The sequence below is a fragment of the Rhodococcus sp. JVH1 genome (assembly GCF_000280725.2).
Classification (GTDB): domain Bacteria; phylum Actinomycetota; class Actinomycetes; order Mycobacteriales; family Mycobacteriaceae; genus Rhodococcus_F; species Rhodococcus_F jostii_A.
Genome location: NZ_CP166289.1, coordinates 1,544,063 through 1,558,196, shown reverse-complemented (window position 1 = coordinate 1,558,196; position 14,134 = coordinate 1,544,063). Strand labels below are relative to the sequence as shown.

Here is a 14,134-nt window from a genome sequence, read left to right as displayed (position 1 = left end):
TCCTTCCGGAAATCGTTCAGTGGGCGACGACGGGTGTCGGGACGGGGTCGGGATCGCGCACCGGGACGACGCCCGCCTCCGCGGCTCGGGTGATCGACGCCGTCAGCGCCGCGCATTCTTTCCGGGGAGCGCCGGGACGCCCCGGTCCCGCGCTGCCGATCTCGCGGCACCGGGCTCGGGCCACGTCGTCCCACTGAACGGAAGTGTGTTCCCAGCTGTTCTTCTGGACCAGGACGCTCGCGCCGCACTCAGTGCACTGCAGCGGTTGCATCGGCTTCGCGCGCCTTTCGTGCGAGGTTCTCTTCCACTTCCCTCTTCCACGACTCGACCGGCCGGGTGGTGTCGAGTTCGAACTCGAACCGCTCGGTCATCTGCGGGGTCACCGCATCGACGTCGACGTAGAACTGCTCGTACCACCGTCGCAGCTGGTAGACCGGGCCGTCTTCCTCGCACAGGAGCGGATTCTCGATACGGGTCTTGTTCTTCCAGATCTCGATGTCCTGCTCGAAACCCTTCGCGATGAACGTGCCGAAATTCTTCGCCATCTCGGTGGCCGCGTCGCCTTCGAGGTCCTTCGACTTCTTGACGATGATGCCGTACTGCAGGACGAACTTGTCGGCGCTGACGGGGTAGTGGCAGTTGATCAGCACGGAGTCGACGTCGTGCGTCTCGTAGCGGTACGTCAGGTCGTCGACCATGAACGAAGGTCCGAAATACGTCGCATCCGAGCGGCTTCCGAGCATGCGGGGCTGTCCCGACGCGTGCGGGCGCATGTCGTCGCGGGCCTGGCCGCGCATGAACTGGCTGGCGACGTGGCCCTCGAAGACGTTCTTGAAGTAGGTGGGGAACGAGTAGTGCACGTAGAAGAAGTGCGCCATGTCGACGATGTTGTCGACCACCTCGCGGCAGTTGGTGTCGACCGCGGTCCGGTACCAGACCCAGTCCGTCCACTCGTCGTCGAGTGCGCCGTCGATGCGGGGAATCGTGACGTCCGCGGGCGGCGGATTGCCCTCCGGATCGTTCCACACGAACAGCATCCCGTCCTGGTCGAGCGCGTGCCACGACCGGGTCCGGGCGAGCGGCGGAACCCGGCGTGCGTACGGAATCTTCTTGCACCGGCCGTTGCTTCCCCACCGCCAGTCGTGGAACGGGCACGCCACCTCGTCGCCTTTGACCGTGCCCTGGCTGAGGTCGCCGCCCATGTGCCTGCAGTAGCCGTCGAGCACGGCGAGATCGCCCGCACTGTCGGCGAAGACGACGAGCTTGGTCCCGAACGCTTGCACGGAATGGGGCTTGCCGTCCCGGAATGCCTCGGACAATCCGATGCAGTGCCATCCACGGGCGAATCGGGTGGGCGCTGCGCCCGCGTCGATTTCGCGTACCTCGACTGTCTCGGACTGTTGGGTGGTCACGATGCGTCCCGTCCTCTCCTGGGCTTGTGCGGTGCCCTGCACGCTAAGTGAGCGTGGACGGCGCGCATCGCGTTGTCCCACTGGACGGGACCGGGCGGTGAGGCGGTGTTTCCCGTTGAGCGAGACGCACATCCACACGCGGGTGTGACCGCCCTACCCTCCGACAGATGACGAACGAGGTCCTGGGATCGGTCCGCGGCCTGCTGCCGATGATCGCGGAACGCGCGGACAAGGTCGACGAGTCGCGGCGGGTGTCCGAACAGGTGATCCGTGAGCTCGGCGACGCCGGAATGTTCAAGATGCTGCAGCCCAGGCGGTACGGCGGCACGGAAAGCAATCCGGTGCACTTCTACGAGGTGGTGCGCGCCGTGTCCGGTGTGTGCGGTTCGACGGGTTGGCTGGCGTCCGTGCTCGGTGTGCACCCGTGGCACCTGGCGCTGTTCGACGACCGGGCGCAGCGGGACGTGTGGGGCCACGACGATTCGGTACTCGTGTCGTCCGCCTACGCACCCGTCGGGCGGCTCGTTCCGGTCGAGGGCGGTTACCGGCTGACAGGGGACTGGCATTTCTCCTCGGGCTGCGAGCACGCGTCGTGGGCGCTGCTCGGCGCGATGGTGGTCGGGACCGCGGGCCGCCCGGTCGATTTCATGACCGCGCTGGTGCCGCGGTCGGACTACCGCATCCACGACGTGTGGGACGTGGTGGGGATGCGCGGCACCGCCAGCAACGAGATCAGCGCCGAGGACGTGTTCGTTCCCGACTACCGGATCAAGAGGAACTACGAGACGGCGCAACTGCGCGGACCCGGGCAGAAGGTGAACCGGGGACCGTTGTACCGGCTGCCGTTCGCCACGCTCTTCACCACCGCCGTCGCGGCGCCGGGGGTCGGTGTCGTCGCGGGGTGCTACGAACGCTACTTGACGTTCATGCGGGAACGAGTGCGGCTCAGCCTCGGTGGCGGCCGATTCGTCGACGACCAGTTCGCCCAGGTCGCGGTGGCCCGGGCGTCGTCCGAGATCGACGCCGCGATACTGCAGATGGATCGCAACGTGCGTGAATTGTGGGAACTGGCCGAGGCCGGGGAGGAACTCCCCATGGGTCTGCGTCTGCGGGTGCGCCGCGATCAGGTTCGCGCCACCGAGCGAGCCCTCGACGCGATCGACCTGCTGTTCAAGACCGCCGGCGGGAGTTCGCTGTCGCGCGGCAACGCGATCGAACGGTCGTGGCGCGACGCCCACGTGGGCAGCGTGCACGTGGCCAACGAGCCCGAACGCGCCCTCGCCCTGTTCGGCAGGGGCGCGTTCGGGCTCCCGGTGGAGGACAACCTCGTGTAGTCAGTTCCGCATGTGCTGAACTGCCCGGTAGGAGAAGACCATCGCGGTGCCGAGCGGCACTCCGGGACCGGGATAGAACCGGCCGCTGAGCGATGCGCTGGTGTTGCCCGCCGCATACAGTCCGTCGATGGGTGTGCCGTCGGCGCGCAGGACGCGGGCGTCGGCGTCGGTCCGGACCCCGCCCTTGGTGCCGAGGTCGCTGAGCACGATGCGGGCCGCGTGGAACGGGCCCTGCGACACCGGGCTCAGTGCCGGGTTCGGTGGCGCGTCCGCACCCGTGCCCGGAGGGCAGAAGAAGTTGTCGTACGGGTCCTCTCCCCGGTGGAAGGCCTCGTCGACGCCGTGCTTGGCGAAGTCGTTGAACTGTTCGACGGTGCGGCGCAGAGCGTCTGCGGGGACGCCGATCTTCTCCGCGAGTTCCTCGATCGTGTCGGCCGAGACCCAGGTGCCCGCCGCGTGATGCTTCTCGGCGGAGATGTGCGGAATGGAGATGGCAGGCAGCACGGGCCCGCCCTCCTTCGAGTCGAACACGAGATACGAACTGCGGCTTCCGTGCTCGATCATCGCTCGACCGAACTGGTCGTACGGCAGGGACTCGTTGAGGTACCGCTCTCCGGACGTGTCGACGAGAATGCCGCCGCGCACACCCACCATGAAAGCGCCGGAGCCGTCCGGAAGCTCGACCCCGGGGCACCACCACGCCTCGTCGAGGAGTGCGGTGTCGGCACCGATGTCCACCGCCGCCCGCAGGAGGTCACCGGTGTTCGCGCCGCGCGGGCCCATGCTCCAGTCCGCCTTGCCCGGCGTTCCGTTCTCGGTGCGCAGGGCCGCGTTGCCCTCGATCCCGCCGGCCGCGAGCAGCACGCCGCGCGTCGCCCGGATCCGGACGGTCTCACCGGCGGCGTTCGTCGCCAGGGCGCCGACCACCCGGCCGTCCTCGACGACCAGCGAGCGCGCGGCGGTCCCGGTGCGCAGTTCCGCGTGCCCGGTGCCGTGCAGCGCCATGAGAAGGCGCCCGATCAGGGCGCGGCCGCCGTTCAGTGTGCCCTCCGGATGCGGTTCCCCGGCCCGGTCGACGTCGGCCTCGGGCCGGATGACCTCACGCAGGTCCCCGACCTCGTCGCTCGGCAGGTCGAGCGGGTTGATCGCGCGACCGTAGTCCATCCGGCCGGGCGCCTTGTAGTAGTCGGGGAACGCGCGCCACTCGAACTCGATGTGGGGATCGCGTTCGAGGAGGTCGACGACCTCGGGCGCGGTGGCGACGTACGCCTCCTGACGGTCGATCTCCTCGTCACCGACCACTGCGCGCAGGTACGTGCGCGCCTTGTCCGTGGAGTCGCCGACGCCGGCGCGCTCCTGCACGGCGGTGCCCGGCAACCACACCGCGGCGCCGGAGTACGCGGACGTGCCGCCGAACAGTGGGGTCTTCTCGAGGACGAGGGTGCGCAAACCCTGCGAGGCGGCCGTGTAGGCGCCGGTCAGCGCGCCGCCCCCCGAACCGACCACCAGCACGTCGCACTCGGTTGTCCAGTCCTGCATCGTCGTTTCCTCCGTTGATGGTCTGTGGAGACTGGCGGTCCAGTCGTGGGGTTCACGCAATCGCATCCGGGCGGCCTACGGCATGCGCGGTCCCACTCACCGGACGAAATTCGATGCTTTCCCGATCCAATGCGAGAATCGACACCGGATCCGGGGCTGTGTGCGGAGTGAAGGGGGATCGAGGGTGCCGAGAATCGCCGAAGTGCGGGACGCTGCCGAACCGAGTTCGGAGGAACAGCGGGCCCGCCACGTCCGCATGCTCGAGGCCGCGATCGAACTGGCCACCGAGAAGGAACTCGCCCGGGTCCAGATGCACGAGGTGGCCAAACGCGCCGGCGTCGCGATCGGGACGCTGTACCGGTATTTTCCGTCGAAGACGCATCTGTTCGTCGCCGTGATGGTCGACCAGATCGACCGGATGGGTGTCGGGTTCAAGAAGAGCGCGCCCCCCGGCGAATCGCCGCAGGATGCGGTGTACAACGTGCTCGTCCGCGCCACCCGCGGTCTGCTGCGACGGCCCGCACTGTCCACCGCGATGATCCAATCCACGAGCACCGCCAACGTCGCGTCCGTGCCGGACGCGGGGAAGGTCGACCGGGCATTCCGGCAGATCATGCTGGACGCCGCCGGGATCGAACATCCGACGGAGGAAGACCTCACGGCACTGCGTCTGCTGGTGCAGTTGTGGTTCGGTGTCATCCAGTCCTGCCTCAACGGCCGGGTCTCGATTCCCGATGCCGAGTCCGACATTCGTAGGGCGTGTGACCTGCTGCTGGTCAATCTGTCGCATCGCTGACAGCTCGCCGGCGTGGGGCCGTCTCGCCGTCGAGATCGAAATGAAATTCATTCCTGACCTCTGAGCTGCGCGGAGAACTATTTCGCACGGCAAAGGGCATTGATGTCTCCTTAAAAATAGAATACATTTCAAAAATGAGCCGCGGACGCGTCCGCGAGTCAGAAGAACCCAAGGAGCGGAACATGGGCAACGCCGTCATCGTCGACGCGGCACGGACACCGATCGGGCGCCGGCGCGGGGCACTGTCCGGACTACACCCCGCCGAACTGCTCGGCGCCGCACAGCGGGGTGTCCTCGAACGCGCCGGGGTCGCCCCGGCGGACATCGGCCAGATCGTCGGCGGATGCGTCACCCAGGCCGGTGAGCAGTCCAACAACGTGACCCGGCAGGCATGGCTGCACGCGGGACTGCCGTACACGACGGCGGCCACGTCGCTCGACTGCGCCTGCGGGTCTTCCCAGCAGGCCGTGCACGTCGTGGCGGGTCTCATCGCGTCCGGCCAGATCTCCGCCGGAATCGGGTGCGGTGTCGAGGCGATGAGCCGGGTGTTCCTCGGCCAGGCCGTCACACCGGAGACCGGCAACCCGTACCCCGACGACTGGTCGATCGACATGGGCGACCAGTTCACGTCCGCCCAGCGCATCGCCGACCTGCGCGGACTCGGGCGCGGCGACGTCGACGCGTTCGGGCTCGAGTCGCAACGACGCGCCGCCCAGGCCTGGGCGGACGGACGGTTCGACTGCGAGATCGTTCCCGTCACCGCTCCCGTCGTGGACAAATCCGGCACGCCCACCGGTGAACTCGCGGTGGTCACCCGGGACGGGGGACTGCGCGAGACGACGGCGGAGGCCCTGTCGGCCCTGAAGCCCGTGATCGACGGCCATATCCACACCGCGGGCAACTCGTCCCAGATCAGCGACGGCGCCGCCGCCGTCCTGCTCATGGACGGCGGCCGTGCCCGCGAACTCGGATTGCGGCCGCGCGCGAGGATCGTCGCGTCCGGCATGGTCGGCTCCGACCCGTACTTCCACCTCGACGGGCCGATCGAGTCGACGCGCATGGTCCTCGAACGCGCCGGAATGTCTTTGGACGACATCGATCTCGTCGAGATCAACGAGGCGTTCGCGTCCGTCGTGCTGTCGTGGGCGCAGGTGCACGGGGCCGACATGTCGAAGGTGAACGTCAACGGCGGCGCCATCGCCCTCGGACACCCGGTGGGCTCCACCGGGGCCCGGCTGATCACGACCGCCCTGCACGAACTGGAGCGCTCCGACACCTCCACCGCGCTGGTCACGATGTGCGCCGGTGGCGCACTGTCGACCGCAACCATCATCGAACGAATCTGACCCCGAACGATCGACGAGGCCGACATGACAATGGGATTGACCGAAGAAGAGCGCGACCTGCGCGACTCGGTGCGGGGCTGGGCCACGCGGACCGTGACCCCGGCCGTGCTCCGGGAGGCCGTCGAGGCCAAGACCGAGCAACGACCGCTGTTCTGGAAGTCGTTGGCGGACCTGGGCGTACTGGGACTCCACCTGCCCGAAGACGTGGGCGGGGCGGGGTGCGGGCTGGTGGAACTGGCAGTGGTCACCGAGGAACTCGGCCGGGTCCTGCTGCCCGGTCCCTTCCTCCCGACCGTGCTGCTCGGTGCCGTCCTGCACGAGTCCGGGCGCACGGGTGAGCTCTCCGGGGTGGCCGACGGTTCGACCCTCGGTGCGGTGGCCCTGCAGCCGGGCTCGCTGCGTCTCGTCCGGGACGGCGGAGTGGTGACACTGGACGGTGAGTCCGGGTACGTCCTCGGCGGGCAGGTGGGCGACCTGTTCCTGCTCGCGGCAACGGATGGCGACGAGACCGTCTACGTGGTGGTCGCCCGCGACCGGCTCGACGTGACCGACCTGCCCAGCCACGACGTGGTGCGCCGCAGCGCGACCGCGGCGGCGAATCGGCTGGCGATCGCCGAAGTCGATGTGCTGCAGATCGATTCGCAACGCGTTCGCGATCTGGCGGCCACCTTGTTCGCCGCCGAGGCGTCGGGTGTCGCCGACTGGGCCGTGACCACCGCCGCCGACTACGCCAACGTGCGCCATCAGTTCGGCCGCCCCATCGGCCAGTTCCAGGGGGTGAAGCACCGGGTGGCCCGCATGCTCTGCCTCGCGGAGCAGGCCCGTGTCTGCGCGTGGGACGCGGCCCGTGCGATGAATCCCGGAAGCAGTGCCAGGGCCGCGACGGCCGCGCCGCGCTGCAGTGCGCCGGAGGCATCACTCGCGGCCGCGGTCGCCGGGGCCACCGCACCCGACGCGGCGTTCGCCGTCACCAAGGACTGCATCCAGGTACTCGGGGGCATCGGGTATACCTGGGAACACGACGCCCACCTGTATCTGCGCCGGGCGCAGTCGCTGCGGATCCTGCTCGGGTCCACCGCATCGTGGCGGCGGCGCGTTGCCCGCGCGACCCTGGGCGGTGCCCGCCGGGTCCTCGGCATCGACCTTCCGCCGGACGCGGAGGACATCCGCGCCGACGTTGTCGCGGAACTCGCGCCCGCCGCCGCGATGGGCGAGGCGGAGCGCAGGACGTACCTGGCCGAGAAGGGTTACACCGCACCGCACCTCCCGACGCCGTGGGGCAGGGGAGCGGGTGCCGTGGAACAACTCGTGATCGCGGAGGAACTGCGCGCGGCCGCGCTGAAGCCCCACGACATGATCATCGGCAACTGGGTGGTGCCCACGCTCATCGCGCACGGCAGCGAAGAACAGTTGCAGCGCTTCGTGCCTCCGTCGCTGCGCGGCGACCTCGTCTGGTGCCAGCTGTTCTCCGAACCCGGCGCCGGATCGGACCTCGCCGGCCTGACCACCAGGGCCACCAAGGTGGATGGTGGCTGGGTGCTGCAGGGGCAGAAGGTGTGGACGTCGATGGCCCGTGACGCGGATTGGGGCATCTGCCTGGCCCGCACGGACGGCTCGGTGCCCAAACACAAGGGACTGTCGTACTTCCTGATCGACATGTCGGGCAGCGACGGTCTCGACATCCGGCCGCTGCGCGAGATCACCGGCGAGGCCCTGTTCAACGAGGTGTTCCTCGACGACGTGTTCGTCCCGGACGAACTCCTGGTGGGCGAACCGGGCGACGGCTGGAAGCTCGCCCGCACGACCCTCGCCAACGAACGGGTGTCGCTGTCGCACGACTCCTCGCTGGGCTCCGGCGGCGAGGCTCTGCTGACCCTGGCAGGCGAACTGCCCGGCGGCATCGACGAAGAGCAGCTGACCGTGCTCGGCAAGGTCCTGTGCGACGCACAGTCCGGCGGCCTGATGGGGTTGCGCACCACCCTGCGAACGATCGCGGGCGGGCAACCGGGTGCCGAGTCTTCGGTCGCGAAACTGCTCGGTGTCGAACACATCCAGCAGGTGTGGGAGGTGGCGATGGACTGGGCCGGACCGCGCGCCCTGCTCGGCGACCAGCCCCGCACGTCCGCAACGCAGATGTTCCTGAACTCGCAGTGCATGTCGATCGCGGGCGGCACCACCAACGTCCAGCTCAACATCATCGGCGAACGACTGCTGGGTCTGCCCCGCGACCCCGAGCCCGGAAAGGGAGCGTGACCTGACATGGCGATCGACGTGAAGGCCGCGCTGACCGCGGAACCGTCCGTACGCGACGTGTCGTGGACCGAGCGCGACGTGATTCTCTACCACCTCGGCCTCGGCGCCGGCGAGAACACTCATGACCCCGCGGAACTGCGCTGGGCGTACGAGAAGGACCTGCAGGTGCTGCCGACGTTCGCGCTCGTCGCGGGGCAGGGAATCTCGGCCGGCGACGCACCGGCGACCGGACTGAGCCTGCCCGGCATCGACGTCGACCTGCGCAGGATCCTGCACGGCGGACAGTCGCTCACCGTGCATGCGCCGATTCCTCCGTCGGGTGAGGCCCGGGTGTCCTCGCGGGTGGCCGACGTATGGGACAAGGGCAAGGCCGCCGTCATCGTGCTCGAACAGACGGCCACCGACTCGGGCGGGAACCCGTTGTGGACCACGGGGATGCAGATCTGGGCCCGCGATGAGGGCGGCTTCGGCGGCTCCCCGGGACCCGAGTCGGTGGCCACGGCGCCGGACCGCGCACCCGACAAGGTGCTCGTGTCGCGCACCGGGACGGCGCAGGCCCTGCTCTACCGGCTCAGCGGCGACCTCAACCCGCTGCACGCGGACCCCGACTTCGCGGCCGCGGCCGGGTTCGAAAGGCCGATCCTGCACGGGCTCGCGTCGTACGGTGTGGTGTGCAAGGCCGTCGTCGACGGGATGCTGGACGGCGATCCCACGCGCCTGCGCCACTACGCGGTGCGGTTCGCGGGCTCGCTGTACCCGGGCGAGACCGTCGAGACCGCGGTCTGGCACGACGGCGACCGGCTGACCCTGCGCGCGACGTGCCCCGACCGTGACGGGCAACCGGTACTGACCCAGGCGACGATGGAGGTGAGCGGGTGAGCGTCGGTACACATCCCACATTCGAGAACAGCCCGTCGGGGACGGTGCTGACGTCACCGCCCGACGGTTCCGCCGTCGACCGGGCGACCGACGCCGCCCGGCGTGTGGTCGACGCGCTGCTGCGGACCGATCGCGGCAACGCCAACCTCGAGCGCGTCGCGGAAGAGCTGAACAGCATCGCCGGGCATCTCGAGGAACATGCGCCTGCCGTCTCCGAGCGGCTGATCGACATGTGGAACGGCGAAGGGGTCACCCGGCACGATCCCGTCACCGGACCCGAGAACGCGCTCGCGCCGCCCCTCGTTCTCGAGGGACTGTCCGACGGATCGGTCCGGGGCACCGTCACACTGACCATCCCGTACCAGGGGCCGCCGGGGCACGTCCACGGCGGCGTGTCCGCACTCCTGCTCGACCACGTCCTCGGCGTCGCCAACGCCTGGGGTGGAAAAGCCGGCATGACAGCGCAGTTGAGCACCCGCTACCACCGCCCGACGCCGTTGTTCGAACCGCTCACCCTCACTGGGAAGCTGATGTCGGTCGACGGACGCAAGATCACCACCGCCGGCGACATCCGGACCGCGGACGGCCAGGTGTGCGTGTCGGTCGAGGGACTGTTCGTCGACAAGACCGTGCCCCGCCCACGATGACCCCGATCAGGAGCAGAAAATGACGTCACCCGGCCGTTTCGAGAACAAGGTCGTCTTCGTCACCGGCGCGGCGCGTGGGCAGGGCCGCGCCGAGGCCGTCCGGTTCGCGTCCGAGGGCGCCGACGTCATCGCGATCGACGCCTGCACCGAATTCGCGTCCACCGCCTATCCCGGCGCCACCCAGGACGACCTGGCCGAGACGGTCCGGCTCGTCGAGTCCACCGGGCGGCGGATCGTCTCCGCCACCGCGGACGTGCGCGATTTCGAGGGCCTCTCGCGGGCCCTCGCGGACGGCATCGAGCAGTTGGGCCGCCTCGACGTCGTGATCGCGAACGCGGGCATCTGCTCGGGTGCGTTGTCGTGGGAGATCACCGCCGAGCAGTGGCAGGAGACGGTCGACGTCAACCTCACGGGAACGTTCCACACCGCGAAGGCGGCGGTTCCGTATCTGATCGAGCAGGGTGAGGGCGGCGCCGTCGTCTTCACCAGTTCGGTGTCCGGGCTGAAGGGCACGCCGTTCACGGGGCACTACGTCGCCACCAAGCACGGCATCACCGGGCTCGCGAAGACGATGGCGAACGAACTCGGTGAGTACCGCATCCGCGTCAACACGGTGCACCCGGCGGGCGTGGACACCGGCATGAAGGTGCGTGACCTGCACCCGCTCATCGCCCGGTACGCGTCGACGCTCGGCTCCATCTACCAGAATTCGCTGCCCTACCGCATCACCCAGCCGGAGGACGTCGCCGCCGTCGTCGCGTGGGTGTGTTCCGACGAGGCGAAATACATCACCGGGGCGCAGATTCCCGTCGATCTCGGCAACCTCATCCGCTGAGGTTCACCTCTCCTGCTCGCCGAATGTCACAGTGGTGCAGTTCGACTGCACCACTGTGACATTCGGCGTTCGGCCACCGGGGTCAGACGGTGATGTCCCGGCGGACCATCTTGCCGGTCGCGTTGCGGGGCAACAGGTCGGTGGTGATCCGCCAGCGGGTCGGGACCTTGAAATACGACAGGCGATCCGCGGCGTACTCGCGCAGTTCCGCCTCGGTGGCCGCGGCACCCGGTCGCAACACCACGACGGCCGCCACCTCCTGCCCCAGATCCTCGTGGGGCGTCCCGATCACCGCGCACTCGAGCACCTCCGGGTGCTCGTCGAGGCACTGCTCGATCTCGGTGGGATACACGTTCTCCCCGCCGCGCAGGATCAGATCCGAGCGACGTCCGGTCAGCCGCAGGCGACCGTTCTCGACGAGTCCGTAGTCGCCGGTCCGGAGCCACCGGCCCGGGGCGATCGCCGCGGCGGTGGCGGCCTCGTCCTCCCAGTAGCCGAGCATCACGAACGGGCTGCGCACACACACCTCACCCTCGACGCCGTCGGGCAGCCACTCCCCGTACGGGTCGCGGATCTCCATGCTCACCGTGATGATCGGACGGCCCAGAGTGCCGGGGAGCTGTTCGAGTTCGGGGGCGGTGGCGACGGCGATCGCGGTACTGCACTCGGTGAGTCCGTAACTGTCCACGAGGGCGTTGCGCGCGAACGGCACCTTCTCGCGCAGCCGTTCCTTGAACGCGACCGACGACGGTGCGGACGCCAGCGAGAACGACGTGAGCGACGACAGGTCGTACTTGTCGAGGTCGTCGTGTTCGACCAGACGGGACGCCATCGTGGGTACCGCTCCCCAGTTGGTGACCCGTTCCCGCTCGACGAGGCGGAGCACGGCGTCCACGTCGAATCCGCCCTGGTGCATGACGACCGCGCCGCCCGTCGCAAGCCGCGGAATCACCAGATTGTGCAGGCTCGCGATGTGGAACAGGGGAGACGTCAGGAGGTAGCGAAGCGGACTCGGCACCGCGGGATCGACAGGGCGTCCACTGAACTCGCCGACCACCGCGTCGCTGAACCGGTGGTAGTCGACGACGGCCAGAATGTTGCGCTGAGAGTGCAGCGCTCCCTTGGGCCTGCCGCTCGTGCCGCTGGTGTAGAGGATGGCGGCGGGATCGTCCTCGTCGACGTCGGTGTGCGGCATCGGGGATCCTGCATATCGCGCGAAGAGCGCAGGCAGATCCTCCTCCATCGTGAGGACCGGGAGATCGGTGCCGACCGCGGCGAGTGTCTCCGCGCGCTTCGCGTCGGCGACCACCACGGTGGGGCGACTGTGCGTCAGTCCGTACTCGACCTCCCGCGGAACCCACCAACCGTTCAACCCGACGCTGATGGCGCCGAGCACCTGCGTGGCCCAGAACGCGACCACCCACTCGGGGATGTTCGCGGCCAGGATCGCCACCCGGTCACCCTTCCGGACGCCGTAGTCCTCGCGCAGCGCCGTCGCCAGGGCCGCGACCGCGGCGGCGTGCTCGGTGTAGGACATGCGGCGATCGGCGGTCACGAGGTAGTCGCGGTCGCCCCACCGGAGCGACGTGGTGAGGAGTTCGCCCACCGAACGCCCACGGTTCTTCATCACCGGCATCCGGGTGCCGAGCACCGGCTCCTCGACGAGTTCGAACCGGCCACCGGGTCCGGTGAGGCGGGACATCACCTGATCCAGGTGCAACTGTGGATCTATAGGGGCAGTCATCGGGGCGACCTTTCGTCCTCGGGCACTCGTACCGACACAAGATGGCACGCCGTGACGGGCGCCCAGACGTGGTTACCACTCAGCGAGACTGCCGCGATCCGTGACATCCCGGCGCCGATACGTTCGACAGCGAATCGCAGCTGGAGGAACTCATATGACGATAGATCTCGACCCGCCCACAGTGAAGGTCGATCCGCTCGCCCCGGCCAAACTCGGGCCGATCACCCTGCGCAATCGTGTGATCAAGGCAGCGACGTACGAGGGCCTGACCCCGAAGGGGCTGGTCACCGACGAGCTCATCGAATTCCATCGGCAGCCCGCCGCCGGAGGCGTGGGCATGACGACCGTCGCGTACTGCGCGGTCGCCGCGGATGGACGCACGTCGCCCGGCCAGATCCAATGGACCGACGAGACGATGCCGGGTCTGCGGAAGCTGACCGACGCCATCCACGCGGAGGGTGCCGCAGTGTCGGCGCAGATCGGCCACGCGGGACCGGTCGCGGCCGCGAAGTACATCGGATCCCCGGCCTTGGGCCCGTCCCGCGCGTTCCGGATGACCACTCAGAACTTCTCCAAGCCGGCCTCCACGGCAGACATCGCCCGGATCGTCGAGGCTCACGCCAACGCGGCTCGCCGCGCGGTGGAGGCGGGGTTCGACGCCGTGGAGATCCATTTCGGCCACAACTACCTGATCAGCTCCTTTCTCAGCCCGAAGGTCAACAAGCGCACGGACCGGTACGGCGGATCGCTGGCGAACCGCGCCCGGTTCGCGCTCGAGACCGCCCGCGCCGTCCGCGACGCGGTGGGGGAGCGGATCGCGATCCTCGCCAAGCTGAACATGGACGACGGTGTGCCCGGGGGCTTCTGGGTGGACGAGGCCATCCAGGTGGCGCAGTGGCTCGAACAGGACGGTTCGCTGGACGCGCTCGAGCTCACCGCGGGCAGTTCGCTGCTGAACCCGATGTACCTGTTCAAGGGCGACGCGCCGCTCCGCGAGTTCGCCGCCGTCATGCCGCAGCCGACGAAACTGGGAATCCGGTTGGTCGGCAGGCACTTCCTGAAGGAATACCCCTACCGCGACGCCTACCTTCTCGAGGACGCCCGCCAGATCAGGGCCGCCGTGACGATGCCGCTCGTCCTCCTCGGCGGCATCACCGGCAAGGCGACCATGGACCTGGCGATGGCGGAAGGCTTCCAGTTCGTGGCCGTCGCACGGGCACTCCTGCGGGAACCCGACCTCGTCAACCGGATCACGGACGAGACCCACAACCCCGGTCTGTGCATTCACTGCAACAAGTGCATGACGGCGATCTACGGTGGCACCCACTGCGTGCTTCGCGTGCCGTGAG

The 14,134-nt window shown here is 68.8% G+C and carries 12 protein-coding genes; 8 read left to right on the top strand and 4 right to left on the bottom strand.

All coding sequences use genetic code 11. From position 1 onward, the window contains the following. Positions 1–16 precede the first annotated feature (16 nt). Together JVH1_RS07300 and JVH1_RS07295 are read right to left on the bottom strand one after the other, a co-directional pair. Positions 17–271 carry a hypothetical protein gene (locus JVH1_RS07300; protein WP_009479057.1) on the bottom strand — a complete coding sequence of 85 codons (255 nt, stop codon included), beginning with the start codon at positions 269–271 and terminating at the stop codon, positions 17–19. Next, complete coding sequence (locus JVH1_RS07295) at positions 249–1,412, bottom strand: Rieske 2Fe-2S domain-containing protein (RefSeq protein ID WP_009479058.1); 1,164 nt, start codon at positions 1,410–1,412, stop codon at positions 249–251. The genes JVH1_RS07300 and JVH1_RS07295 overlap by 23 nt, the downstream gene beginning before the upstream one ends. Positions 1,413–1,579: 167 nt before the next feature. Between JVH1_RS07295 and hsaA the strand changes: the two genes are divergently transcribed. Further along, positions 1,580–2,746 carry a 3-hydroxy-9,10-secoandrosta-1,3,5(10)-triene-9,17-dione monooxygenase oxygenase subunit gene (gene hsaA / locus JVH1_RS07290; RefSeq protein ID WP_009479059.1) on the top strand — a complete coding sequence of 389 codons (1,167 nt, stop codon included), beginning with the start codon at positions 1,580–1,582 and terminating at the stop codon, positions 2,744–2,746. Here the strand turns inward: hsaA and JVH1_RS07285 are convergent, their stop codons facing one another. Beyond that, entirely contained in the window at positions 2,747–4,285 is a 1,539-nt protein-coding gene (locus JVH1_RS07285; RefSeq protein ID WP_009479060.1) for an FAD-dependent oxidoreductase, read from the bottom strand. 184 nt (positions 4,286–4,469) lie between these two features. Here JVH1_RS07285 and JVH1_RS07280 point away from each other — a divergent pair, with 184 nt between their 5' ends. The 6 genes from JVH1_RS07280 to JVH1_RS07255 all read left to right on the top strand — a co-directional run bounded on the left by JVH1_RS07280 (position 4,470) and on the right by JVH1_RS07255 (position 11,041). Then, a complete protein-coding gene (locus JVH1_RS07280; RefSeq protein ID WP_011597920.1) occupies positions 4,470–5,081 on the top strand; it encodes a TetR family transcriptional regulator in 612 nt (203 codons plus the stop codon). A gap of 182 nt (positions 5,082–5,263) precedes the next feature. Beyond that, the gene (locus JVH1_RS07275; RefSeq protein WP_009479064.1) at positions 5,264–6,427 is read left to right on the top strand and encodes a steroid 3-ketoacyl-CoA thiolase; all 1,164 of its coding nucleotides are present in this window, start codon (positions 5,264–5,266) and stop codon (positions 6,425–6,427) included. A 24-nt stretch (positions 6,428–6,451) separates the two neighbouring features. Further along, positions 6,452–8,680 carry an acyl-CoA dehydrogenase gene (locus tag JVH1_RS07270; RefSeq protein WP_043781874.1) on the top strand — a complete coding sequence of 743 codons (2,229 nt, stop codon included), beginning with the start codon at positions 6,452–6,454 and terminating at the stop codon, positions 8,678–8,680. 6 nt (positions 8,681–8,686) lie between these two features. Then, positions 8,687–9,559, top strand: coding sequence for a MaoC/PaaZ C-terminal domain-containing protein (locus JVH1_RS07265; RefSeq protein WP_009479066.1), 873 nt, complete (start codon positions 8,687–8,689; stop codon positions 9,557–9,559). Further along, complete coding sequence (locus JVH1_RS07260; RefSeq protein WP_009479067.1) at positions 9,556–10,206, top strand: PaaI family thioesterase; 651 nt, start codon at positions 9,556–9,558, stop codon at positions 10,204–10,206. The genes JVH1_RS07265 and JVH1_RS07260 overlap by 4 nt, the downstream gene beginning before the upstream one ends. A 19-nt stretch (positions 10,207–10,225) precedes the next feature. Then, on the top strand, positions 10,226–11,041 hold the full coding sequence (locus JVH1_RS07255) for a mycofactocin-coupled SDR family oxidoreductase (protein WP_009479068.1): 816 nt from the start codon (positions 10,226–10,228) through the stop codon (positions 11,039–11,041). Positions 11,042–11,123: 82 nt separating this feature from the next. On the opposite strand, the gene JVH1_RS07250 is transcribed toward JVH1_RS07255, so the two are convergent. Beyond that, positions 11,124–12,785, bottom strand: coding sequence for a class I adenylate-forming enzyme family protein (locus JVH1_RS07250; RefSeq protein ID WP_043781877.1), 1,662 nt, complete (start codon positions 12,783–12,785; stop codon positions 11,124–11,126). A 154-nt stretch (positions 12,786–12,939) separates the two neighbouring features. Between JVH1_RS07250 and JVH1_RS07245 the strand changes: the two genes are divergently transcribed. Continuing rightward, on the top strand, positions 12,940–14,133 hold the full coding sequence (locus tag JVH1_RS07245) for an NADH:flavin oxidoreductase (protein WP_009479070.1): 1,194 nt from the start codon (positions 12,940–12,942) through the stop codon (positions 14,131–14,133). Position 14,134 lies beyond the last annotated feature (1 nt).

What these genes read in the sequence shown, in the direction of transcription:
- JVH1_RS07250 (WP_043781877.1), bottom strand. Translation starts at nt 12,785, where the DNA reads ATGACTGCCCCTATAGATCCACAGTTGCACCTGGATCAGGTGATGTCC.
- JVH1_RS07265 (WP_009479066.1), top strand. Translation starts at nt 8,687, where the DNA reads ATGGCGATCGACGTGAAGGCCGCGCTGACCGCGGAACCGTCCGTACGC.
- JVH1_RS07255 (WP_009479068.1), top strand. Translation starts at nt 10,226, where the DNA reads ATGACGTCACCCGGCCGTTTCGAGAACAAGGTCGTCTTCGTCACCGGC.
- hsaA (WP_009479059.1), top strand. Translation starts at nt 1,580, where the DNA reads ATGACGAACGAGGTCCTGGGATCGGTCCGCGGCCTGCTGCCGATGATC.
- JVH1_RS07275 (WP_009479064.1), top strand. Translation starts at nt 5,264, where the DNA reads ATGGGCAACGCCGTCATCGTCGACGCGGCACGGACACCGATCGGGCGC.
- JVH1_RS07285 (WP_009479060.1), bottom strand. Translation starts at nt 4,285, where the DNA reads ATGCAGGACTGGACAACCGAGTGCGACGTGCTGGTGGTCGGTTCGGGG.
- JVH1_RS07300 (WP_009479057.1), bottom strand. Translation starts at nt 271, where the DNA reads ATGCAACCGCTGCAGTGCACTGAGTGCGGCGCGAGCGTCCTGGTCCAG.
- JVH1_RS07270 (WP_043781874.1), top strand. Translation starts at nt 6,452, where the DNA reads ATGACAATGGGATTGACCGAAGAAGAGCGCGACCTGCGCGACTCGGTG.
- JVH1_RS07245 (WP_009479070.1), top strand. Translation starts at nt 12,940, where the DNA reads ATGACGATAGATCTCGACCCGCCCACAGTGAAGGTCGATCCGCTCGCC.